This window comes from Aromatoleum toluvorans (assembly GCF_012910905.1).
Taxonomy (GTDB): domain Bacteria; phylum Pseudomonadota; class Gammaproteobacteria; order Burkholderiales; family Rhodocyclaceae; genus Aromatoleum; species Aromatoleum toluvorans.
In genome coordinates this window covers 41,641-64,753 of record NZ_WTVN01000018.1, presented here as the reverse complement: position 1 = coordinate 64,753, position 23,113 = coordinate 41,641, and the positions used below count along the sequence as shown (strand labels likewise).

22 protein-coding genes and 6 tRNA genes are annotated in these 23,113 nt (G+C 66.0%); 7 read left to right on the top strand and 21 right to left on the bottom strand.

Translation table 11 applies throughout. The features are described 5' to 3' along the window. Positions 1-15: 15 nt before the first annotated feature. The 13 genes from GPA22_RS12920 to phaC form a co-directional block, all read right to left on the bottom strand. A tRNA-Asp gene (locus tag GPA22_RS12920) sits at positions 16-92 on the bottom strand. A gap of 65 nt (positions 93-157) precedes the next feature. After that, a tRNA-Glu gene (locus GPA22_RS12915) sits at positions 158-233 on the bottom strand. Positions 234-254: 21 nt separating this feature from the next. Then, positions 255-330 (bottom strand) — tRNA-Ala (locus tag GPA22_RS12910). 95 nt (positions 331-425) lie between these two features. After that, positions 426-502 (bottom strand) — tRNA-Asp (locus tag GPA22_RS12905). A 71-nt stretch (positions 503-573) separates the two neighbouring features. After that, positions 574-649, bottom strand: a tRNA-Glu gene (locus tag GPA22_RS12900). Positions 650-668: 19 nt separating this feature from the next. Beyond that, positions 669-744: transfer RNA gene (locus GPA22_RS12895), tRNA-Ala, on the bottom strand. Positions 745-816: 72 nt separating this feature from the next. Beyond that, entirely contained in the window at positions 817-2,223 is a 1,407-nt protein-coding gene (locus GPA22_RS12890; RefSeq protein ID WP_343036035.1) for an FAD-binding oxidoreductase, read from the bottom strand. Continuing rightward, positions 2,220-3,188: a patatin-like phospholipase RssA gene (rssA, locus tag GPA22_RS12885; protein WP_169256470.1), complete on the bottom strand. Its 969-nt coding sequence runs from the start codon at positions 3,186-3,188 to the stop codon at positions 2,220-2,222. The genes GPA22_RS12890 and rssA overlap by 4 nt, the downstream gene beginning before the upstream one ends. An 11-nt stretch (positions 3,189-3,199) precedes the next feature. Then, positions 3,200-4,531 carry a 30S ribosomal protein S12 methylthiotransferase RimO gene (rimO, locus tag GPA22_RS12880; RefSeq protein WP_169256469.1) on the bottom strand — a complete coding sequence of 444 codons (1,332 nt, stop codon included), beginning with the start codon at positions 4,529-4,531 and terminating at the stop codon, positions 3,200-3,202. A 53-nt stretch (positions 4,532-4,584) separates the two neighbouring features. Continuing rightward, positions 4,585-5,214, bottom strand: a complete 630-nt coding sequence (gene phaR / locus GPA22_RS12875; RefSeq protein ID WP_169256468.1) for a polyhydroxyalkanoate synthesis repressor PhaR — start codon at positions 5,212-5,214, stop codon at positions 4,585-4,587. Between the two features lie 125 nt (positions 5,215-5,339). Further along, positions 5,340-6,080 (bottom strand): beta-ketoacyl-ACP reductase, encoded by a 741-nt coding sequence (gene phbB, locus GPA22_RS12870; RefSeq protein ID WP_169256467.1) that lies wholly within the window; start codon positions 6,078-6,080, stop codon positions 5,340-5,342. Between the two features lie 207 nt (positions 6,081-6,287). Further along, positions 6,288-7,028 carry an acetoacetyl-CoA reductase gene (gene phbB / locus GPA22_RS12865; protein WP_169256466.1) on the bottom strand — a complete coding sequence of 247 codons (741 nt, stop codon included), beginning with the start codon at positions 7,026-7,028 and terminating at the stop codon, positions 6,288-6,290. A gap of 112 nt (positions 7,029-7,140) precedes the next feature. Further along, positions 7,141-8,883: a class I poly(R)-hydroxyalkanoic acid synthase gene (gene phaC, locus GPA22_RS12860; RefSeq protein ID WP_169256465.1), complete on the bottom strand. Its 1,743-nt coding sequence runs from the start codon at positions 8,881-8,883 to the stop codon at positions 7,141-7,143. Between the two features lie 121 nt (positions 8,884-9,004). Between phaC and GPA22_RS22770 the strand changes: the two genes are divergently transcribed. Further along, positions 9,005-9,229: a hypothetical protein gene (locus GPA22_RS22770; RefSeq protein ID WP_169256464.1), complete on the top strand. Its 225-nt coding sequence runs from the start codon at positions 9,005-9,007 to the stop codon at positions 9,227-9,229. 16 nt (positions 9,230-9,245) lie between these two features. Here GPA22_RS22770 and pgeF read toward each other — a convergent pair whose 3' ends face one another. Beyond that, entirely contained in the window at positions 9,246-9,989 is a 744-nt protein-coding gene (gene pgeF, locus GPA22_RS12850; protein WP_169256463.1) for a peptidoglycan editing factor PgeF, read from the bottom strand. Further along, positions 9,986-10,975, bottom strand: coding sequence for a 23S rRNA pseudouridine(1911/1915/1917) synthase RluD (gene rluD / locus GPA22_RS12845; protein WP_169256462.1), 990 nt, complete (start codon positions 10,973-10,975; stop codon positions 9,986-9,988). Before rluD ends, pgeF begins: the two co-directional genes overlap by 4 nt. On the opposite strand from rluD, the gene GPA22_RS12840 reads away from it, so the two are divergent. Then, entirely contained in the window at positions 10,962-11,759 is a 798-nt protein-coding gene (locus tag GPA22_RS12840; RefSeq protein WP_169256461.1) for an outer membrane protein assembly factor BamD, read from the top strand. The two genes, rluD and GPA22_RS12840, sit on opposite strands and share 14 nt — an antisense overlap. A 51-nt stretch (positions 11,760-11,810) precedes the next feature. Here GPA22_RS12840 and GPA22_RS12835 read toward each other — a convergent pair whose 3' ends face one another. Beyond that, on the bottom strand, positions 11,811-13,256 hold the full coding sequence (locus tag GPA22_RS12835; RefSeq protein WP_169256460.1) for a mannose-1-phosphate guanylyltransferase/mannose-6-phosphate isomerase: 1,446 nt from the start codon (positions 13,254-13,256) through the stop codon (positions 11,811-11,813). Between the two features lie 209 nt (positions 13,257-13,465). Further along, positions 13,466-14,464, bottom strand: a complete 999-nt coding sequence (locus GPA22_RS12830; RefSeq protein ID WP_246264311.1) for an AEC family transporter — start codon at positions 14,462-14,464, stop codon at positions 13,466-13,468. 88 nt (positions 14,465-14,552) lie between these two features. On the opposite strand from GPA22_RS12830, the gene GPA22_RS12825 reads away from it, so the two are divergent. The 5 genes from GPA22_RS12825 to GPA22_RS12805 all read left to right on the top strand — a co-directional run bounded on the left by GPA22_RS12825 (position 14,553) and on the right by GPA22_RS12805 (position 19,676). After that, on the top strand, positions 14,553-15,773 hold the full coding sequence (locus GPA22_RS12825; protein WP_169256459.1) for a lytic murein transglycosylase: 1,221 nt from the start codon (positions 14,553-14,555) through the stop codon (positions 15,771-15,773). Positions 15,774-15,798: 25 nt separating this feature from the next. Beyond that, the gene (locus GPA22_RS12820) at positions 15,799-16,635 is read left to right on the top strand and encodes an SIR2 family NAD-dependent protein deacylase (protein WP_169256458.1); all 837 of its coding nucleotides are present in this window, start codon (positions 15,799-15,801) and stop codon (positions 16,633-16,635) included. 318 nt (positions 16,636-16,953) lie between these two features. Continuing rightward, on the top strand, positions 16,954-17,670 hold the full coding sequence (locus GPA22_RS12815) for a carbonic anhydrase (RefSeq protein ID WP_169256457.1): 717 nt from the start codon (positions 16,954-16,956) through the stop codon (positions 17,668-17,670). Between the two features lie 39 nt (positions 17,671-17,709). Then, positions 17,710-19,278 (top strand): SulP family inorganic anion transporter, encoded by a 1,569-nt coding sequence (locus GPA22_RS12810; protein ID WP_169256456.1) that lies wholly within the window; start codon positions 17,710-17,712, stop codon positions 19,276-19,278. Between the two features lie 191 nt (positions 19,279-19,469). Further along, complete coding sequence (locus GPA22_RS12805) at positions 19,470-19,676, top strand: hypothetical protein (RefSeq protein ID WP_169256455.1); 207 nt, start codon at positions 19,470-19,472, stop codon at positions 19,674-19,676. 127 nt (positions 19,677-19,803) lie between these two features. Here GPA22_RS12805 and GPA22_RS12800 read toward each other — a convergent pair whose 3' ends face one another. The 4 genes from GPA22_RS12800 to GPA22_RS12785 are packed head-to-tail and all read right to left on the bottom strand — an operon-like array spanning position 19,804 to position 23,113. Further along, a complete protein-coding gene (locus tag GPA22_RS12800) occupies positions 19,804-20,589 on the bottom strand; it encodes a phosphate ABC transporter ATP-binding protein (protein ID WP_169256454.1) in 786 nt (261 codons plus the stop codon). After that, positions 20,586-21,440, bottom strand: coding sequence for a phosphate ABC transporter permease PstA (gene pstA, locus GPA22_RS12795; RefSeq protein WP_169256453.1), 855 nt, complete (start codon positions 21,438-21,440; stop codon positions 20,586-20,588). Before pstA ends, GPA22_RS12800 begins: the two co-directional genes overlap by 4 nt. Beyond that, positions 21,430-22,326, bottom strand: a complete 897-nt coding sequence (locus GPA22_RS12790) for a PstC family ABC transporter permease (protein WP_211169102.1) — start codon at positions 22,324-22,326, stop codon at positions 21,430-21,432. Before GPA22_RS12790 ends, pstA begins: the two co-directional genes overlap by 11 nt. After that, complete coding sequence (locus GPA22_RS12785) at positions 22,286-23,113, bottom strand: phosphate ABC transporter substrate-binding protein (RefSeq protein WP_169256452.1); 828 nt, start codon at positions 23,111-23,113, stop codon at positions 22,286-22,288. The genes GPA22_RS12790 and GPA22_RS12785 overlap by 41 nt, the downstream gene beginning before the upstream one ends.

Here is a 23,113-nt window from a genome sequence, read left to right as displayed (position 1 = left end):
CCCATTCTCTTTAAGTGGCGGAGTGGACGGGGCTCGAACCCGCGACCCCCGGCGTGACAGGCCGGTATTCTAACCAACTGAACTACCACTCCGCATCAACCAGTGACCGGCATCTTCCTGCCGGCTCGCAAGCCGTTTTTCCACGCCTTGCCGCATCTGGCGTCCCCACGGGGATTCGAACCCCGGTTATCGCCGTGAAAGGGCGGTGTCCTAGGCCTCTAGACGATGGGGACAACGTCTTTTTGTTGCTTCGTTGGTGGAGGTAAGCGGGATCGAACCGCTGACCTCTTGCATGCCATGCAAGCGCTCTCCCAGCTGAGCTATACCCCCAACAGAGCTGCGCATTCTAGCTTTTGGCGCGACCAACCGCAAGCACTTTGCAACATCTACTTCACATTTTTCGCAGATATTGTCTGCGTTATTGCTGGCGGAGTGGACGGGACTCGAACCCGCGACCCCCGGCGTGACAGGCCGGTATTCTAACCAACTGAACTACCACTCCACACTAACCCATGCCCGGCCCTACCGACCGGAATGCGATTCGTCATTATAGCTCGACGCCTCGCTAAATACTGGCGTCCCCACGGGGATTCGAACCCCGGTTATCGCCGTGAAAGGGCGGTGTCCTAGGCCTCTAGACGATGGGGACTGCACTGTTTTCTTTCGACTGGTGGAGGTAAGCGGGATCGAACCGCTGACCTCTTGCATGCCATGCAAGCGCTCTCCCAGCTGAGCTATACCCCCGACGGCGAAAGAGCGCGCATTATAGGGTGCCCCCCGGACCCTGTAAACCCTGATTCGCCGTTTTTTTGGAAATCAGAGCACTTTCCCCGGATTCATCAGCCCGCGCGGATCGAAGGCGGACTTTACCGCCCTCATCAGTTCGAGTTCGAGATCCGATTTGTAGCGGGCATTCTCGTCGCGTTTCAACTGACCCAGCCCGTGCTCGGCCGAAATCGACCCCTGCAGGGAGGCAACGAGGTCGTGTACGACCCGATTGACCTCCGCCGTGCGCGAGACGAACGCCGCGTTGTCGAGCGCGTCGGGTTTCGACAGGTTGTAATGGAGGTTGCCGTCGCCGATGTGGCCAAAGGCAACGATGCGCACGCCCGGCCACATCGCAGTCAGTTCGGCGTGCGCGCGTTCCAGGAACTCCGGAATGCGGCTCACGGGCACCGAAATGTCGTGCTTGATGCTGACGCCTTCGATCTTCTGCGCTTCGGAGATGTTCTCGCGCAAGGCCCACAGTGCCGCTGCCTGCGCCACGCTGGCGGCGATGGCGGTATCGGTCACCAGCCCGGTGTCGAGCGCAGCCGCGATGGCACTTTCGAGCATCGCATCCAGCGCTTGTGCGTCGAGGGTATCGGTGAGCTCGAGCAGGACACACCAGCCGTGGTCGCCCGCCAGCGGCGAGCGAGCGCCCGGAATATGGCGCAGCACCAGTTCGAGCGCAGCGCGGCCGACGATCTCGAACGCGGTCACGCGCTCCCCGCAGCGCGCGCGCAGGAAGCCGAGGAGCTCCACGGCGACTGCGGGGTGCGGCACGGCAAGCCAGGCGGTGGCACGGGCACGCGGGCGCGGGAACAGCTTGAGGACCGCCGCCGTGACGATTCCGAGCGTGCCTTCGGCGCCGATGAAGAGTTGTTTGAGATCGTAGCCGGTGTTGTCCTTGCGCAGTGCGCGCAGGCCATCCCAGATCCGGCCGTCAGGCAGCACGACTTCCACGCCGAGAACCAGATCGCGCATGTTGCCGTAGCGCAAGACCTGCACCCCGCCTGCATTGGTCGATAGGTTGCCGCCGACGAGACAACTGCCCTCCGACGCCAGCGACAGCGGAAACAGGCGATTCTCCGCGTCGGCGGCCTGCTGGACCGCGGCGAGCGTGCAACCGGCTTCGGCAATGAGCGCGTTGTTTGCGGCATCGACGCTGCGGATACGGTTCATCCGCGACAGGTTGATGACCACGGAACGACCGTCAGGCAGAGGCGTCGCCCCCCCGCACAGACCGGTATTGCCGCCCTGCGGCACCATCGGGACGTTCGCCGCTGCGCAGGCTCGCACGACGGCCGCAACCTGCCGGGTGTCCGCCGGCTTGACGACGGCAAGCGCGCTCCCGACATAACGCCCGCGCCAGTCGGCAAGATGGGGCGCCATCGAGGCGGTGTCGCTCAGCACATGCGACGGCCCGACGGCGGCAGAGAGGGCTTTTACGAGTTCGGTCACGCGGATTGGTCCGGAAGGGTGTGGCCCAGCGCATGGCGCAGGGCGGGCAGCATGTTGGTGACTGCGGCCTCGCCTTCCGCGATGGCCTCGCGGGCGCGGTGAAAGTCCATCGTGCCGATATGGCCCAGCCGCGGCGAGATCTGCACGTCGGCAGGCTCCCCCGCCAACCGGCTGCGCGCGATGCGCACCTGCATGATGTTGATGCTGGAAGTCAGCACGGTCATCAGGGACGGCAACGCGGCTTCCGTTGCGGGCGATGGAGCACTACGTCCGCTGCCGTTGCCGATGGCGCTCATCGTGAGACCGAGTCGAGCGAAGAGTCGCTCCGTCCATCCATCGGTGGTCTCTTCTTCATCCGCCGGCGTCGGGCGCCATGCCCTGCCGACCATGTCCGAGCCAAGATCGACGGCGATCACGATGTCGGCGCCCATCGCACGGCACAGCGACACCGGGACGGGATTCACGAGTCCGCCATCGACCAGGAGGCGCCCATCGCGCGGGATGGGAGTAAAGAGCCCCGGCAGCGCGATCGACGCCCGCACCGCCCGCGAGACGCTGCCTTCGCGCAGCCACACCTCCCTGCCGGTCTCGAGTTCGGTCGCAACACAGGCAAAGCGGCGATCGAGCTGGGAAAAATCGCGGTCGACGAAGTTGCGCTCGAAGAACTGGATGAGTTTCTGCCCCTTGATCAGTCCGCCCCGCAGGCTGACATCGAGAAGAGACACCACGTCCTGCCACTTCAGTGCTTCGGCCCACTGGGTGAGCTTTTCGAGATCGCCGGACGCCATCGCGGCGCCGACAAACGCCCCGATCGAACAACCGCAGATGATCTGCGGTTCGATGCCCTCGCGCGCCAGCACGCGCAGCACGCCGAGGTGAGCCCAGCCGCGCGCGGCACCGCTGCCCAGCGCCAATCCGATGACCGGGCCGGCCTTGTCGGATTTCGGCGGCATCGGCTCGAACATCGGCAGGCCCGTCAGGCGAGCGGTTCGGCGTACAGGTCGTGCACGTCGCAATCGGTGATGCGCACGCGGGCGAATTCGCCAGGCACCAGGCCCTCGCCGTTCGGAATGATGACGAGGCCGTCGATCTCGGGAGCATCTCCCGGCGAACGGGCAATTGCGCCGTCCTCTTCGATGTCGTCCACGAGGACCGTGATTTCACGATCGATCCAGCGTTCCAGCCGCTGGGTCGAGATGTCCTCCTGAAACTCCATGAGCCGCATGCGGCGCTCCTCGCGGACCTCGTCGGGGACGGGATCCGCAAGCTGATTGGCTTCTGCCCCCTCGACGGGAGAGTAGGCGAACGCGCCGACACGGTCGAGCCGGGCTTCTTCGAGGAACTGCAGCAGCAGTTCGAAGTCCTCGTCGGTCTCGCCGGGGAAGCCGGTGATGAAGGTCGAACGAATCGTCAGATCGGGACAGATGCTCCGCCATGCACGGACGCGTTCGAGCACGTTCTCGGCGTTTGCCGGGCGCCGCATCGCCTTGAGGATACGCGGGCTGGCATGCTGGAACGGTACATCCAGATAAGGCAGGATCTTGCCTTCGGCCATCAGCGGAATCAGTTCGTCCACGCTGGGGTACGGGTACACATAATGCATGCGCACCCAGACGCCGAGTTCGCCGAGCGCCTTCGCCAGGTCGATCAGCTTCGTCTTGAGCGGCCGGCCGTTCCAGAACCCGGTGCGGTACTTGGTATCGACGCCGTAGGCGCTGGTGTCCTGCGAGATGACCAGGAGCTCCTTCACGCCCGAATCGACCAGCGCCTCGGCTTCACGCATCACGTCGTGGATGGGGCGGGACACGAGGTCGCCGCGCATCGACGGGATGATGCAGAAGGAGCAGCGGTGGTTGCAGCCTTCCGAGATCTTCAGGTAGGCGTAGTGATTCGGCGTGAGGCGAATGCCCTGCGGCGGCACGAGGTCGGTGAACGGGTCGTGCGGCTTGGGCAGGTGCTGGTGCACCGCCTTCATCACCGCATCGGTCGCATGCGGCCCCGTGACGGCAAGGACCTGCGGATGCGCGGCCAGCACCACGTCGTCCTTGGCGCCGAGGCAGCCGGTGACGATGACCTTGCCGTTCTCGGCAAGCGCTTCGCCGATCGCATCGAGGGATTCCTCGACAGCGGCATCGATGAAGCCGCAGGTGTTCACGACGACGATATCCGCATCGTCGTAACTGCCTGAAATCTCGTACCCCTCGCCCCGCAGGCGCGTGAGGATATGTTCGGAGTCGACGGTCGCCTTGGGACAGCCGAGGGAGACGAAACCGACTCGCGGTACGCCGGAGGTCTTGTGTTGGGTCATGCTCTGAGGGGGGGGAGGTGTTGCCCGGGGTCGAGAGTGCCCCGGTCGAAATCTTACTTCTGGCTCGAACGGCCGGTTTTCGCAGTTGCTGCTTCTGCCTTCACATCCTTGGCCTGCTGGGGCGCGGCCTGCTCTTCCTTGGCGGCCGGGGCGTAGCTCGGGAACGGGAAACCGGTGAAGATGTTGCGGGTCTGGCTCTCGATCTGCTCCTGCATCTGCGAGAACATCTTCTTGCTCTGATCGACGTAGGTACCCATCACGCTCTGCAGCGCCGGCCCCTGGAAGTTCAGGAACTGGGCCCACAGGTCCTGGCTGATCGGGCTGTTCTCACCGTAGATCGCCTGGGCCTGCTCCTGCAGCTTCGCCTGCATCTCGGTAAAGGCCTTGATGTTGTTCTCGAGGTACTTGCCCATCATCCCCTGCGTCGCATTGCCGTAGAAGCGGATCATGTGCGCGAGCAGGTCACTGGTGAACATCGGGGCACCGCCCGCCTCTTCTTCGAGGATGATCTGGAGCAGGATGCTGCGCGTCAGATCTTCACCCGTCTTGGCGTCGACGACCTGGAATTCTTCGCGTCCGAGCACGAGTTCCTTCACGTCGGCCAACGTGATGTAGGAGCTGGTTCGGGTGTCGTACAGACGACGATTGGGATACTTCTTGATGAGACGAGCCTGTTCAGCCATCACTACCTCTCCTCGGCGGCGGTCGTTCCGCTCTACATGTGCCGTGAAATTATACCGCGGTGCAGAAATAAAAACCCCGCCAATTGGCGGGGTCTCGCAGCGATCCGCGGGAGCGGAATACTGCATCAGCACATGTGCAGGCCGCCGTTGATGTTGATGGTCGCACCGGTGACATAGCCGGCGAGTTCGGACGCGAGGTAGGAGCACAGCGCGCCGATTTCCTCGGGCTTGCCGAGGCGCTTCATCGGGACGGTGTCGATGATGCCCTGGCGGATATCGTCGCGGATCGCCATGACCATCTCGGTACCGATGTAGCCCGGGGCGATGGCGTTCACGGTGACGCCCTTGGTTGCGAGTTCGGCGGCGAGCGCCTTGGTGAAGCCGAGCACGCCCGCCTTGGCGGTCGAGTAGTTGGTCTGACCGGCCTGGCCCTTGACGCCGTTCACCGACGAGATGTTGATGATGCGGCCCCAGCCGCGCTCGGCCATCTTCGGCGATACGTGGTGCGTGACGTTGAACAGGCTGTTCAGGTTGGTGCTGATCACCGCATCCCACTGGCCCTTCTCCATCTTGGGGAAGAACTTGTCGCGGGTGATGCCGGCGTTGTTCACCAGGACGTCGATCGCGCCGACTTCCGCTTCGATCTTCGCGACCATCGCCTTGCAGGACTCGTAATCGGATACGTCGCCTTCAGCGGGGATGAACTCGAAGCCGAGTGCCTTCTGCTTGGCAAGCCATTCATCCTTCTGCGGGAAACCCGGCAGACAGTTGGCAACGACCTTCAGGCCGTCCTTGGCCAGCGACTGGCAGATCGCGGTGCCCAAACCACCCATGGCGCCGGTAACGAGTGCGACTTTCTGAGTCATGGTGCAATCCTCTTGCAGATTGGTGATGGGAAGCGCGCGGGTCGCACCGCAACCGCATGCAGCGCACTTCCTCTGGCAACCGTGCGGCATTGCATTACCGCAAAGCGGACAAATTATAGGCAGTTTTTGGACTTTTTGCTGCACCGCAAAACAAAACGGCGCGCCCCCCTCGGGAGACGCGCCGTTCTCGGACCGATCCGGTCCGGGTCAGAACATGTGCTGGCCGCCGTTGATGGAAATGTTGGCGCCGGTCACGAATGCGGCCTCCTCGGATGCGAGGTAGGCCACCAGTCCGGCGATTTCCTCCGGCTTGCCCAGACGCGACACGGGAATCTGCGGCAGGATCTTGGATTCAAGGATTTCCTGCGGGATGGCCGTCACCATCTTGGTGCCGATATAGCCCGGCGAGATGGTGTTGACGGTTACGCCACTACGCGCAACTTCCAGCGCCAACGCCTTGGTGAAGCCGTGCATCCCCGCCTTCGCGGCGGAGTAGTTGGTCTGGCCGAACGCACCTTTCTGGCCGTTGACCGACGAAACGTTGATGACGCGTCCCCACTTGCGCTCGACCATGCCGTCCATGACCTGCTTGGTCATGTTGAACACGCTGTCGAGGTTGGTAGAGACGACGGCATCCCAGTCGGCCTTGGTCATCTTCCTGAAGGTCATGTCGCGGGTGATCCCGGCGTTATTCACCAGCACGTCCACGGGCCCCACTTCCCGGGTGACGGTCTCGACGCAGGTCTTGCACGAATCGAAATCCGACACGTCACAGGGGTAGGCCTTGAAGCCGTAGCCCATGTTGTTCATGGTCTGCAGCCATTCAGCGGCCTTGGTGTTGCCCGGGGAATGCGTCGTCACGACCCTGTAGCCCAGCGCGGCGAGCTTGATGCAGACCGCCTCGCCCAGGCCACCCATGCCACCGGTCACTAGTGCAACTCTTGCCATAAACTTACTCCTCTCCCGTTGATCGATTCACGAAGGGTTTCCATGCATTTGCGGCAGCGCCCCCGTGTCCGCTGCCACTGGATAATTCTTGTTCTTCAGTCAATCGGGCCGGTCAAGCCTTTTCCTTCACGTAGCGCCCCGGCGCAGGCTCGATCGGCGCATATTTCGCGTTACCCATTCGGCCGCGCGCGGCGACCTGCTTGCCGCCGTACGTCTTCAGCCATTCGATCCAGTGCAGCCACCAGCTGCCTTTCTGCTCGACGGCCCCTTCCAGCCATTCGTCCGGATCGGCGGCGCCGGATGCATTCACCCAATAGCTGCGCCGATTCTTCGATGCCGGATTCACCGCACCGGCGATGTGGCCGCTGGCGCCGAGCACGAAGGTCGTTTCTCCACCCAACAGGCTGCGCGACAGGTAGGCACCCTTCCACGGAACGATGTGATCCTCGCGTGTCGCGAGCAGATACGCCGGCACGTCGACCTTGCCGAGATCGACCTTCACGCCGAGCATCTTGAGCTTCCCCGGCATGCGGAGGTTATTTTCCAGATACATGTTACGCAAATACCATGTCAGGAACGGCCCCGGCAGATTCGTGCTGTCGGAATTCCAGTACAGCAGGTCGAACGCCTGCGGTTTGTTCCCCTTCAGGTAGTTGCCCACGACGTATTGCCATATGAGGTCGTTGGCACGCAGTGCGGAAAACACGTTCGCCAATTCCTGCCCGGGCAGCAGCCCGCCCTTGCCGATCGCGGCTTCGCGTGCCGCCACGCTGGCCTCGTCGACCAGGCAGCCGAGCTCTCCCGCATCGGCGAAATCCAGCAGCGTCGTCATCAGCGTGAGGCTCGCGACGGGATCTTCGCCACGCGCACGCGCGACACCGAGGGCCGATGTCAATATCGTGCCACCAACGCAGAACCCGAGCACGTTTGGTTTCTTCACACGCGTGACGGTGCGCACGACCTCCAGCGCCTTGAGGGGCCCCTTTTCGAGGTAATCGTCCCATGTGGCGGTCGCTTCCGGCGCCTTGGGGTTCTTCCACGAGATGAGGAAGACCGTGAATCCCTGCTCCACGGCGAAGCGCACCAGCGAGTTGTCAGGCTGGAGATCGAGGATGTAGAACTTGTTGATGCACGGCGGCACGATCAGCAGCGGCACCTGGGCGACCTTGTCGGTCAGCGGCGCGTACTGGACGAGCTGCATCAGCTCGTTCTCGTAGATGACCGCGCCGGGCGAAACCGCGATGTTGCGCCCGACCTCGAAAGCCGCGTCGTCGGTCATCGACACGCGGCCCTTCTCGAGGTCGGCGATCAGGTTCTTGATCCCGCGGGTGATGCTCTCGCCTTCGGTGTCGAGGGCGGTCTTGATGAATTCCGGATTGGTGGCGGCAAAGTTGGACGGCGCGAGTGCGTCGATGTATTGCCGCGTCAGGAACTGCAGGCGCGACTTGGCGCGGCCGTCGGCCATCGGCAGTTCGTCGGAAACCTGTCGAAGGAAGCTGGCATTCAGCAGATAAGCCTGGCGGATGTAGTCGAAGACCGGGCTCGCCGTCCATTCGGGCGAGGCGAACCGCCGGTCCCCCGGCTCCGGCGACACGACCGGCGCCACCGTTTCACCCGGCTTCACTTGCAGCATCGTCGACCACAGCGCGGCGTGGCGCTCGGCAAACTCCTTTTGCAGGCGCGCAAACACTTCCGTTTCGGGCATGGGGACGTTGGGAGCCGCTTCGCCGCCGCTGTCCTGCATGACGGCATGCTGGCGCGCGATGGCCTGAAAGAAGTTCTGCGCCATCGCCTGGCCGAACTGAAGCATCCCCTGAATTGCCGGGTTGCCCTGATTGTTGTCGGATTCGGACATCAGCCCCTCCTGAGGCGCGGGTTCGGACGCATGCGGAACACGCTGGTCACTCTATTGATTCTCTCCGGGCCGCAAAGGCCCCTGACGACGGATCCGCGTTGCCGCGGGTAGAATCGGCGCCATGTACATTATCGCAATCGCCTGGCTGTACGTCGTGCTGATCGCGGCGATCTCCGACACGACGGTCGTCGGCGGGGTTCTCACGTTCGTATTCTGGGGGGCCGCCCCCCTGGCATTGTTTCTGTGGCTTGCGGGAACCCCGGCTCGCCGTCGCGCCGCGGCGCGTCGGGAAGACGCGAGCGAGGCTCCGTCGCACGATAGATCCGATTCGAATAGCGATCAATAGCCAATCCGGTGCGCTCTCATTCCGAGAGCCACACCAGCGAAGCCAGCCGCCCGGTCACGCCGTCGCGGCGATAGGAAAACCAGCGCAAGGGGTCGGAGTGGGTGCACACGTCGCCGCCGGACACGCGCTCGACCCCGATCGACCGCAGACGCTGACGCGCAAGCTCGAACAGGTCGGCATACCACTTGCCGTCCGATGGCGCCGGATAAAACGCACGCTCGGCCTTTCCGTCGGCCGCGATGAAGCGCTCCCGCACTTCACCGCCGACCTCGAAGGCCTCAGGCCCGATCGCGGGCCCCATCCAGGCCATGATGCGCCCGGGCGGGACGCCCATGCGCGCGACCGTGGCGTCGAGGATGCCCGCCGCGAGGCCGCGCCATCCCGCATGAGCGGCGGCCACGACCGACCCTTCGTCATCGCAGAAGAGCACCGGCAGGCAGTCCGCCGTCATGACGACGCATACCGCACCGGCCTCGCGCGCGACCGAGGCATCGGCACGCGGCGGAGCACCGCCGGCGTCCGCGCTCGCGGCATCCCACACATCGGTGCCATGCACCTGGTCCAGCCAGTGGGGTTCCGACGGCACGATGGCGCGCAGGATCGCCCGGTTGCGGGCCACCGCAATCGGCGAATCGCCGACGTGGCTGCCGAGATTCATGCTCGCCCACGGCCCCTCGCTGACGCCGCCATGCCGCGTCGTGACCAGGGCCCGCACGCGCTCGGGGGCAGGCCAGTCGGGTTCGAACCAGTCGGGACTCATGCGGCCAGCTCCGTGCGGATGATTGCGAGGAGGCTTTCGAAATCCTGCGGCAGGGGCGACTCCCACGCCATTTCCTCGCCGGTCGCGGGATGAACGAGGCCGAGGCGGAAGGCATGCAGGGCTTGTCGCGGGAAGGCATCCAGGACTGCGTTGCCGCTGCGCCGCCGGCCGTAGGTCGCATCGCCGATGAGCGGATGGCCGACGTGCGCCATGTGGACGCGGATCTGGTGCGTGCGCCCGGTCTCGAGCCGGCACTCGACGAGCGTCGCGCGCGTGAAACGTTCGCACACGGAATAGCGCGTCACGGCGACGCGCCCGGCCGAATGCACGGCCATCTTCGTGCGCTGCGACGGGTGGCGGCCGATCGCGGCGTCGACGACGCCGGGGCCCGTCACCGTGCCATGCACGAGCGCGAGATAGTGCCGCCTGACGGTACGCGCCTGGAGCTGGCGCACGAGGTCGGTCTGGGCTTCGAGGGTCCGGGCGACCACCATCAGGCCGCTGGTGTCCTTGTCGAGCCGATGCACGATGCCGGCGCGCGGCACGCCCGCGAGCTCGGGCGCATGATGCAGCAAGGCGTTGAGGAGCGTGCCGCTCCAGTTTCCGCTGCCGGGATGCACGACGAGCCCGACCGGCTTGTCGATGACGAGGAGGTGGGCATCCTCGAACACGATGTTCAGCGGGATGTCCTCGGGCGCCTCGGCAACCTCCTCGGGCGCTGGTGCCGCGTCCACTTCGAGGACTTCACCGCCCCACACCTTGAATTTTGCGTCGTGCAGGCCGCCGTTGAGGCTGACGCGCCCGGACTTGAGCCACGCCTGCAGACGGCTGCGCGAGTGCGCGGGAAACAGCTGCGCAAGCGCCTGGTCGAGCCGCAGGCCGGCGCAATCGGTCGGGATCATCAGCCGGTGGTGCGAAGCAGCCCCGTCCTGTGGGCTATAATCATCCGGTTCATTCACGCGAGTTTTTTCGATGGCCAGGTTCACCCTTGGAAGTTTAGCGGTTATCGGTGCATTGCTGCTCGGCGGCTGCGGCCTTTTGCCGGAACAGGTCGACGAGACGGCCGGCTGGAACGCCCAGAAGCTGTACTCGGAAGCAAAGAATTACATGGCCGAGGGTTCCTACGAGCAGGCGATCAAGCTCTTCGAAAAACTCGAGGCGCGATTCCCCTACGGCCGCTATGCGCAGCAGGCGCAGATCGAGGTGGCCTACGCCCACTACAAGTCCTATGAGCCGGCGCTGGCGATCGCGGCGGCGGATCGCTTCATCAAGCTGCATCCGAACCATCCGAATACGGACTACATGTACTACCTGAAGGGCCTCGCGACCTTCAACGAGGACCTCGGCCTGCTCGCGGGGCTGTCGAACCAGGATCTCTCGGAGCGCGACCCGAAAGCGGCGCAGGAGTCCTTCGACACCTTCGGCCAGCTCGTGAGCCGCTTCCCGAACAGCAAGTATGCCGACGACTCGCGCCAGCGCATGCAGTACCTCGTGAATTCGCTCGCCCAGCACGAGGTGCATGTCGCACGCTATTACTACAAGCGCGGCGCCTACGTGGCGGCAATCAACCGTGCACAGGCAGTGGTCAAGACCTATCCGAATGCGCCGGCGAACGAAGAGGCGCTGTTCATGCTGGTCAAGAGCTACGACTCGCTGGGAATGAAGGATCTGCGCGACGATGCCGACCGCGTGATGCGCAAGAACTTCCCGAACAGCGTGTATTACGCGGGGGGCCCGAAGGACACCCGTCCGTGGTGGCAGCTCTGGTAATCCGGAACGATTGCGGACGGGTGCAAGGCCCGTCCGCCCGGTAACGCTCTCCTACTTGCGGCCGTAGGTATCCTCGAAGCGCACGATGTCGTCTTCGCCGAGATAGCCGCCTGACTGGACCTCGATCATCTCGAGCATCAGCTTTCCCGGATTCTCGAGACGGTGGGTCACCCCCAGGGGGATGTAGGTCGACTGGTTCTCGGTCAGCAGGAAGGTTTCATCGCCACGCGTGACCTTCGCCGTGCCGCGCACGACGATCCAGTGCTCGGCACGATGGTGATGCATCTGCAGGCTGAGCGCCGCACCCGGCTTGACTTCGATGTGCTTGACCTGGAAACGCTGGCCGTTGTCGATCGAATCGTAGCAGCCCCACGGCCGGTGGATCTTGCGATGGGCGTAGACCTGGCTGCGCTTGTCCGCCTTGAGACGCGAGACGATCTGCTTGACGTCCTGCGTGCGGTCCTTGTGGGCGACCAGCACGGCATCGGGCGTCTCGACGACGATGAGCCCGTCGACCCCGACACACGCAACCATGCGGCTGGTGGCATGGACCAGGCTGTTGGTCGTGCCTTCGAGCACGACATCGCCACGTGCGGCATTCCCGGCTTCGTCCTTGTCGGCGAGCGACCACAGCGCATCCCAGGCGCCGACGTCGGACCAGCCGACGGACATCGGCACGACGCGCGGGGCGATGCCCAGCCCGGGCGTGCCGGCAAGCTTCTCCATCACCGCATAGTCGATCGAGTCGGACGGGCAGGCTTCGAACGCGTCCCGCCCGATGCGGACGAAGTCGATGTCGCGCGCCGCCGCGCCGACGCTCGCGTCGCAGGCGGCCAGCATCGCGGGATTGAAATGGCCGATCGCCTTCAGCCACAGGCTGGCGCGCACCATGAACAGACCGCTGTTCCAGAGATAGGCACCGCTTGCGACATACTCCGCCGCCGTGCGCGCATCCGGTTTTTCGACGAAGGCTTCGACCTCGCGCACCCCCGGACTGCATTCGCTACCCGAGCGGATGTAGCCGTAGCCGGTTTCCGGCCGTTCCGGGACGATGCCGAAGGTGACCATCGCGCCCGCCCTCGCCGCCTCCAGCCCGGTCGCGACGGCACGGTGAAAGGCCTCGCGGTCGCGGACGACGTGGTCTGCGGGCATGACCAGAAGGACGCCGTCGCCATCCTCCCGCACCACCGAAAGGGCCGCCAGCGTCAGCGCGGGCGCGGTGTTGCGGCCGACCGGTTCGAGCAGGATGCGGGAAGTCGGACGGCCGATCGCACGCATCTGCTCGGCGGTGATGAAGCGGTACTCCTCGTTGCACACGACGATCGGCTCGGCGGCGACGGGAAGGCTCCCCGAAAAGCCGTCGAGCCGGGTCGCGGTCTGCTGGAGCATGGTGTCGTCGCCGATCAGCGCCAGCAGCTGCTTGGGATACTGCTCGCGCGAGAGCGGCCACAGCCGGGTGCCGGAACCGCCGGAGAGGATTACGGGGTGCAGGTTCATGCTGATCCATATCGAAGTTCGGGCGCGCAAACCGGGCGAAGACGGAGGACTTCCGCGCCGATTTCCGCAGGGAATGCCCGAAGGATACGTCAAAAGTGCCACTCTGCAGCCGGGGGGGCCGCGCCGGAAATGTGAGCGAATCCTGCAAGGCGCGCGTGAACGCCGGCGTGCCTGAACGGGAATCTGTCCCGCTCCGCGTCTCGTGACCGTCAGGTGCGCAACGCCAGCAGCAGGGCCGACAGGGTCACGGCGGACAGCATCGTGGAAAGAAAGACTGCCGAAGCGGAGGTCGCCAGGCCGGCCTGATAGCGCTGCGCAAACAGATAGGGCGTGACACCCGTCGGCAAGGCAGCGAGCGTCACGGCGACGGTTGCCCACAGATCGGGAACCTCGAACACGCGGGTCGCGAGCAGCCAGACGAGCGCGGGATGGACGATGGTCTTCAGCAGCACGAGCATCAGGGGCTCCCGCAGATTGCCGCCCGCCTGGTAGCGGGTGAGCGAGGCGCCGAGGGCGAACAGCGCGCACGGTGCGGCCGCGCTGCCGAGGCTCTTTGCAACGGCATCCACCGGCCCGGGAAGTGACACGCCCAGCGTGGCCAGCGTCAGGCCGATGCTCAGGCCCCAGATGATCGGCGTTGCGGCGATGCTGCGCACGAGGCCGAGCACGAGCCGGGCGGGCGACTGGTTGCCCCCGCGCGCGGTTTCGATCAGCGCTGTCGTCGGCGGCAGCATCACGAGACTATGGACCGCAATCAGCATGAACAGCGGCAGCGCTGCCGACGGGCCAAAGGCCGTCACGACCAGCGGAATGCCGAGCATCGCGGTATTGGAGAAGCTCGCCCCCAGCCCCAGCACCCCCTGCTCCGCGAGGTTGCGGGCGAACAGCAGCCTGCTGGCAAGCATCGACAGGCCGAACACCGAGAACGCGCCGATGAAATACGACAGCAGGTAACCCCACGGCAAGGCTTCCGGAAGGTCCGTCTGCGCGATCGCGCGGAACAGCATCAGCGGCAGGGCGAAGTTGAACACGAACACGGACAGGCCGCGGTTCGCCGCCTCGTCGAACAGGCCCAGGCGCGCCGCGACATAACCCAGCCCCAGGGTGCCGAACACCGGCAGGATGATTCCAAGCACGACTTCCATCGAACGGCTCACAGGGCGCGCAGCGGGCACGAGCTGCGCGGGATTGGCAAAACCAGTAAGCATGCCACAGGTGCCGACGCTTCCCGCCATTCGGCGAGACGGGCGCAAGGGGAGTACCATCGGCATATTCGCGCACCCAAGCCTGCCAGTGATGACCCTGAAGCCCCCCCTTGTCTGCAGCCTCCTCGCGACCACCCTGCTCTCCCTGCCCGCCGCCGCCGATGCTTCGTTCGACCGCTGCATCGGCGACCTGCGCACGGAGGCACAAACCCGTGGCATCAAGCCGGAAACGTTCGACACGTACGCCAGGAACCTCGAACCCGATAACTCGGTGCTCGGCCAGCTCGACTACCAGCCCGAGTTCCGCACGCCGATCTGGGATTACCTGGCGGGGCTGGTGGACGACGAACGCATCGCCGACGGGCATGCGATGATGCAGCAGTGGGCCACGACCCTGCAGGCCGTGGAAGCCGCCTACGGCATCGACCCGGCGACGATCGTGGCGGTGTGGGGCGTGGAGAGCAACTTCGGCCGCACCGTCGGCAAGCGCCCGCTGCTCACCTCGCTCGCGACGCTGTCCTGCCAGGGGCGGCGGCAGGGTTTCTTTCGCGGCGAATTCTTCGCCACGCTGCGGATCATCGAAAACGGCGACGTCGACGCGGCCCGCCTCACCGGCTCCTGGGCCGGCGCCTTCGGGCACACGCAGTTCATGCCCTCCACCTTCGCCCGCGTGGCGGTGGACTTCGACGGCGACGGACGGCGCGATCTCGTCGACAGCATTCCCGACGCCCTCGCCTCCACCGCGAACTTCCTCGCCAAGGCTGGCTGGATCGGCGGGCAACCCTGGGGTTACGAAGTAGCGCTGCCCGCCGGCTTCGATACTTCGCTTGCAGGCCGGCACAACAAGCGTTCGATCGCCGACTGGATGCGGCTCGGCATCCAGCGCATCGACAGAACCCCGCTCGAACCCTCCACCACCGCGGCGGCCATCCTGCTGCCCGCCGGCGAAGGCGGCCCGGCCTTCCTCGTGCTGCGGAACTTCGACGCGATCTACTCGTACAACACGGCCGAAAGCTACGCGCTCGCCATTGCCCATCTGTCGGATCGGCTCCGCGGCGCCGCGGCGTTTGTCAGACCCTGGCCGACCGATGACCCCGGGCTGTCCCGGGCCGAACGCCGCGAAGTGCAGACCCTGCTCACGCGCCTCGGGTACCCGGTCGGGGAAATCGACGGGGTCATCGGCAAGACCAGCCGCGAAGCGATCGAGGAGGTACAGCGGCAGAACGGGCTGGAACCGAGCGGCCGCGCCGGGCGCTACATGCTCGGCGTGCTGCGGCGCCTGGCCGGCACGAGTGCCGGCACGGGGAGCTGACCCTGCCCTTCGGCCACGTCGGCCCATGACTTCCGAAGTTTCCGCCACACTCGACCGGTGCGCTGCGGTGCTGGCACGCGCCGACGCCCTGCTGATCACTGCCGGCGCCGGCATGGGCGTGGACTCGGGCCTGCCCGACTTCCGCGGCGACGAAGGCTTCTGGACCGCGTACCCCGCGCTTTCGCGCAGCCGGACGTCCTTCACCGCCATCGCCAACCCCGCCGCATTCCGCGCCGACCCGGAGCGCGCCTGGGGGTTCTACGGCCACCGCCTGCGCCTCTACCGCGAAACGGTTCCCCATGAAGGCTTCGGCCTGTTGCGCGAGATCGCCGACGACATGCCCTGGGGCGCATTCGTCCTGACGAGCAATGTCGACGGCCAGTTCCAGAAGGCCGGATTCCCCGCGTCGCGCGTCGCCGAAATCCACGGTTCCATTCACCACCTGCAGTGCCTCGGCCCCTGTCGCGACGACATCTGGGAGGCGGCCGGGTTCGCGCCCCGGGTCGACGATGCCGAATGCCGCCTGACCTCGGAGCTGCCGCGCTGCCGCCACTGCGGAGGCATCGCGCGCCCCAACGTCCTGATGTTCGACGACTGGGACTGGATCGACTCGCGCAGCGCCGCACAGCAATGTGCGCTGGCCGAATGGCTCGGGCGCGTCGGGCGCCTCGCCGTCGTCGAAGTGGGTGCCGGCATCGACATCCCGACGATACGGCGTTTCGGCGAACGCGCCGACGGAACCCTGATCCGCATCAACCCTCGTGCGCCCGGGATTCCCGGCGGTACAGGCCTGTCCGTTCCGCTCGGCGGCCTGTCTGCCTTGCGTGAAATCCACGCGCGCTGGCGCGCACGGCGCGGCTGACTGCTGCCTCGCCCACGGCGCGGGCGTCTCCGCTTCGACGGCACAGGGCCGCTGGGAAATTTCCCCAACGGCATACGAAATCGGGGTGTCGTTTCGCAGCGACAAAATAATGTCTGCAATATCATCGCCTTATCTGCACATCGCCGATTCAGTCGCCAGCAGCCGACAGATTTCCACCGCGTCACGACACGACATTCGGCAGGCCAGACCCGGCGCTGCAGAAAAACCTTGATTTCAATAAGGATAATCCCCTCTGGCACGGAAGCTGCGAAAGGGACCTGCGGCACACGCCGTTCCCGTCTTCACAGGAGGTTCAACATGGTCGATTCCCTCGTAAAAGGCGTCGCACGGTTCCACCGCGGCTACTTCCGCAGAAACCGGGCGAAGTTCGCCGAACTCGTCGACAAGGGTCAGAATCCCGACACGCTGTTCATCACCTGCGCCGACTCCCGCATCATTCCCCACGCGGTCACCCAATCCGATCCCGGCGACCTGTTCGTGATGCGCAACGTCGGCAACATGGTCCCGCCGTATCGCCCGGGGCAGGAGTGCAACTCCACGGGCGCCAGCATCGAGTACGCGGTTTCCGTCCTCGGCGTGTCGGAGATCGTGGTCTGCGGCCACTCGCATTGCGGCGCCTGCGCCGCCCTGTACCAGGCCGGACATCACGACGAACTCGAACTCACCTATCGCTGGCTCGCACAGGGGCGCAGCGTGCGCGACCTCGTCCTCGCCCAGAGCGCTCGCGAACAGCAGCACCGGAAGCCGGCCGGGTTCGTCGGCAGCAACGAGCGTGATCACGTCATGCGCGCAACCGAAAAGGCGATGGTCGTCCAGCACCTTGCCAACCTCATGACCTACCCCGCCGTCGCGCGCCGCGTCGCCGAGGGCAATCTGAACATCCATGGCTGGTACTACGTCATCGAACACGGCGTGATCGAGGCCTATGACCCCGCGCAGCTCGCCTTCGCGCCGCTGGCCGCCCCCCAGCTTCCCCACCGACAACGCCCCATGGCACTGCTTGCCGCGTCCTGAGACGCGTCACGCCGCCCTGCATTGATCCAGGAGGTCAGCTTGAAAACATTGATATCGGGTTTCAGCCCCAACAACATCTTTTCCGGTTTTATCGTCGCGGTCGTCGCGCTTCCGCTGTGCATCGCCTTCGCCATCGCATCGGGCGCCAACCCGATGGCCGGTATCGTCTCCGGTGTCGTCGGCGGCCTCATCGCTGCCGTTTTCGGCAGCTCGCGCTTCCAGGTCTCGGGCCCCGCCGCAGCCTTCATCACCATCCTCTACGGCCTGATGGCGCAACACGGCCTGCCGGTACTGCTCGCCTCGACCTTCCTCGCCGGCCTCGTCGTCATCGCCATCGGCCTGCTGCGTCTGGGCAAGGCGATGGAGCTCATGCCCCACTCGGTCATCGTCGGCTTCACGACCGGCATCGGCGTCCTGATCCTGCTGGGTCAGATTCCCGCCGGACTGGGAATCGAAGCCAAGGGGCATGACATCATCGAAAAACTCGCCTTCACCGCCACGCATCTGCGCGAAGGCAACCTCTGGGAACTGGTCGTGATGATCGCGACGGTCACCGCAGCCGTGACGTGGGGCAAGACGCGCATGGCGCGCTGGCTTCCGGCACCGCTGATCGCCCTCCTCGCCGGCACGATGCTGTCCCTCGCGCTCGCCAGCACAGGCCACCCGGTGCGCACCATCGGCGCCCTGTACGAAATCTCGGTCGACAACGTGGGCATTTCCGCGGATTTCCTCGCGACCCTGACGACCCATCTCGACAAGATCCTGCCCGCAGCCTTCACCCTCGGCATCCTGATCGCCGTCGAGTCCCTGCTCTCCTCCAAGGCCCTGGACGCGATGACGAACACCCGGCACAACCCGGACCGCGAACTGTTCGGCCTCGGACTCGCCAACCTGGTCGTCCCCTTCGTGGGCGGACTGCCGACTTCCGGCGTCATCGTGCGCGGTAGCACCAACGTCATGAGCGGCGGAACGGAAAAGACGGCCGCCATCGTCCACGCCGTGTTCCTCGCCGCCTTCGTCGCACTGCTGTACGGATTCATCAGCATGCTGCCCATGGCCTCGCTCGCTGCCGTCCTCCTGCTCACCGCACGACGCCTCATCGAAGTGCATGAAATCCGCACCATCGCAAGAATCGACCGCCGCGAAGGCATGCTCACCGCCCTCACGGTCCTGCTGACCGTGACCATCGACCTGACCGTCTCGGTGCCCGTCGGCATTGCCCTGATGCTCATTCTCGCGCTGCGCGGCATGCTCGCGGACCACCGCCTCGACGTGCGCGACCTGCACGGTCACCCGGTACTCACCGTCAATAACGGCATCAGTTTCCTCACCAGTTCCGCCCTCAAGAACGAGATCCACGCCCACCTCGAGGACGGAAAGATCCGCACCCTGAACCTCTGCAACGTGTCGTACCTGGACGCGACCGGAGCGTTGATGCTCGCCGAACTGATCGATCAGCACCCGCACGTGCGTGTCTGGGTCGCCGAGCGCGGCAGCTTCGACAGGCTGCATCGTGCCGGCGTCGCCGAGCAGCGCATCGCCCTGGTGGGAAACCGCATCGTCAACCTTCCGGAGGTATTCCATCGCATCCAGGCGGCAGGCGCCTGAGCGAGCGCCCGACCTACCCGAATGCCGCCTGGACGGGGGACGCAAGTTGCGTCCCCCGTTTTTTTCTGCGCGCCGTGCAAAACTTCCTGCGACCGCGCGTGGCGGATGTCTAAGGTAATTGAACTGGGACCGGATCGATAACGAATGCGACCCGAAACCAGCGCGTAGCCGTTCGGGAAGAGGTGTCCATCATGTCAACCGCCAACTACTACTCCGGACGCGGTACCCCACCGGAGCTTTCCACCGAGGACCGTCGCACGCACGCGGCCGCCACACCCGGATCGCCGCATCGGAGAATCGACGACAGCTGGTTCAACAGGGTCCGTTGGCCCGCATTTCTCGCCTTCTGGATCGTAATGGGCTTCGTCGCATTCGCATACCTGTTCAGCAAGATGTGACGAGATGGGGGATGCCGCCCGCACACGCGGGAATCGAAGATCGACTGGCCAAAAGCGGGAAGGCCGGTCTTTCGACCGGCCTTCAGACTGCTGACGAACCCCCGATTTTCGGTGCGGCGAGAGTCGCCTAACCCGCCAGCCCTCGGCAGTAGGCCTGGGTGGCCGGGTGACCGGGGCTCATGAAGATATGCTCGGTTGCCCCGCTCTCGACCACGCAGCCGCAGCCGTTCTCGACCCAGCACACGGCGACCGCGTCGGCGAGCCGTCGCGCCTGCGCGAGGTTGTGCGTGACCATCAGCATCGTGTAGCGGCCCTTCAGGTCGCGGATCAGGCGTTCGACCGACGCCGTCGCGATCGGATCGAGGGCGCTGCACGGCTCGTCGAGCAGCAGCACCTCGGGGGCCAGGACGATAGCCCGCGCGACGCACAGCCGCTGCTGCTGGCCACCCGAAAGCGTCAGCGCCGACTGGTCGAGGCGTCCGGCCACCTCGCCCCACAGGCCGACATCGCGCAGCGCGCGCTCGACCATGCGTTCGCGCACGTCGCGGCGGCCGATGCCGTGCTCGCGCAACGGAAAATGCAGGTTGTCGGCGATCGACAGGGGAAAGGGGTTGGGTTGCTGGAACACCATGCCGACCCGCCGCCGCAAGCGTGGCAGCGACATCCCCTGCCCCATCACGGAGGCGCCGTCGATGCGGATGTCGCCGCTGACGCGGCATCCTGGAACCATGTCGGTCATGCGGTTGATGGCGGCGAGCAGGCTGCTCTTGCCGCAGCCGCTGGGTCCCACCAGCGCCATCAGCTCGCCCGGCGCGACGCTGAGGCTCGCATGCCGGACGGCCGGGCGCTTGCCGTAGGATACCGACACGTCATCGAGTTCGAGTGCGGGCGCGGTCTTGCGGTCATCGATCATGCTGAAGCTCCCCTCGAGATCCGGCCGAGTGCGACGGCGAGTGCCTGGATGCCGATGGCCAGCACCAGCAGGACCAGCGCGCTCGCGGCGGCATTGGTGCTGCCCCCCGATACGTTCATCGCGAGGTCGTAGATGTGTACCGCCAGCGTGCGGCCCGAGTCGAACCAGCTTCCGGGCCAGCGCGTCACGTAGCCGGCGGTGAATAGCAGCACCGCCGTCTCGGCCAGCGCACGGCCGGATGCGAGCACCACGCCCAGTGCGATGCCCGGGGCGGCGGTGGGCAACAGGATGCGGCGCACGAAGCCCCAGCGCGACAAGGCCAGCGCCGCGGCCGCGCTACGGTAGCGGTCGGGGCACAGGCGCAGGGACTGCTCCGCGGCGCGGATGAAGAGCGGCAGCACCATGCAGGCGAGCGTCAGCCCGCCGGACAGGATGGAGAAACCCAGCCCCAGTTCGACCGCGAAGAAGCGGTTGCCGAACAGCCCGAAAACGATGGAGGGCACGCCGCCGAGGATGTCGAGCGTGAGTTGCAGGGCGCGTTCGAGACGGCTCCCGGCCCGCACGTGCTCGACGAGGAACAGCGCACAGCCCAGCCCCAGCGGCAGCACGACACCCTGGCACACCGCAAGCACCCACAGCGTGGATACGAGCACGGAGCCGATGCCGCCGCCCAGCCCGGCGTCCGTCGGCGCACGCAGCAGGAAGTCGGCGCCCAGCGCCGGCAGCCCGTCGACCAGCAGTTCGCCGATCAGGAGCAGCGGCACCAGCAGCGTCAACATCGCGAACAGGCCCATCCAGCGGCCGTGCAGGCGATCGCTGCGCGTCGCGCGATCGAGCGCGTCAATGCGCATCGCCCTTCCCCCCGCCGGCCGGCCCCGCCGCGAAGCGTCCGGCCATCGCGCGCGCGCCGAGCATGATCAGTGTCACCAGCACGAGCAGCAGCCATCCGCTGGCGAACAGCGCGGTCTGATGCGCGCCGCTGGCGTAGGCCATCTCGAGCGCGATGTTCGCGGTGAGCGTACGGATCGGCGTGGTGATGGCCTCGGGCAACTGCACCACGTTGCCCGCCACCATCAGCACCGCCATCGTCTCGCCCAGCGCCCGCCCGAGCTGCAGCAGGACCGCCGGGAGCAGCTGCGGCGCGGCCGTCGGCAGGAGCACGCGGCGCACCGTACCGCTGACCGAAGCGCCCAGCGCCATGGCCGCGGCAAGGTGCCGGCGCCGCGCCTCGTCGAGCGCGAGGTCGGCCTGCAGCACGAGGATGGGCAGGATCATCAGCGCCAGCACCAGTGCCCCGGCGAGCAGGCTCGCCCCCGGAGGCGCCCAGCGATTGAGCCACGGCACCAGCGCCACCAGCCCCCAGAAGCCATACACCACCGACGGAATGCTCGCCAGCAGCCCCATTGCGCCGCGGTACAGCCCGCCCAGCCACGGCGGCGCGAAGAAACGCCCCCACACCGCGAGCACCAGGCCGGGCGGCACGGCGAAAAGCACGGCCAGCACGCTCACCGCCAGCGAACCGACGAGCATTGCGAGCAGGCCGTAGGCGCCGAGCGAAGGATGCCAGTCGAGCCGCCACAGCCCCGCGTCGGCGAAGAGCAGGCCGGCGCTCGCCGCCGTCAGGTAGACGAGGATCAGCGCGAGGATGGCCGCCACGGCACCCGCGGAGATCGCGAGCGCGCGATACAGCAGGCGGTCAGCGGACGGCCGGCGGTACGAAATACTGGCCGGTGACAAGGTCGTTCACCTCGGCCGAGCGCGCGAACGCGATGAAGTCGCGCGCGATGCCGGAAAGCTCGCTGCGATGGACCAGGTTCAGCGGGCGCGACAATGGAAAGCGCCCGGCGGCAACCGCCGCGGTCGAGGCTTCGACGCCGCCGAGCGGCAGCAGGCGGATCGGCGTGCCGCGGCTCGCCTCGTATTCGGCCGTGCCGATCGACACGTAGCCGATCGCCTGCGGGTTGCCCGCCACGGTCTTGATCCCCTGCTGGTTGTCGCCGATCACGACGTCCGCGCGAATGGCCGGGGCCTCGAGCTTGAAGTGGCTCAGGAAGAGCTCGAGCGTCGAGCGCCCTTCGGCCTTGTTCACCACCGTGATCGGCGCATCAGCGCCGCCGACCGCCTTCCAGTCCCGCACCTGGCCGGTGTAGATCGCGATGATCTGCTCGCGCGTGAGCGCGGCCACCGGGTTGTCGCGATGCACGATGATCGCGATGCCGTCCCGGGCAATGGTGTCGGCGAGGAGGTCCCCCTCGTCCGCCTTCAGCGCGCGCGACACCATGCCGATGTTCGCCAAACCCTGGCGCACGTCGGCGACGCCGCGTGCCGAACCACCGGCCTGCACGTCGATCTTGACACCCGGATGGGTGGCCTCGAAGCGTTCGGCGAGCACCGTCGCGAGCGGCGCGATGGTGCTCGATCCGGTCACGACGAGATGTTCGCCCGACTCGCGCGCACATCCCGTGGCGAACAGGGCGGCGACGAGCGTCACCACGAAAAACAGATTCCTCGACAGGAATTGCAT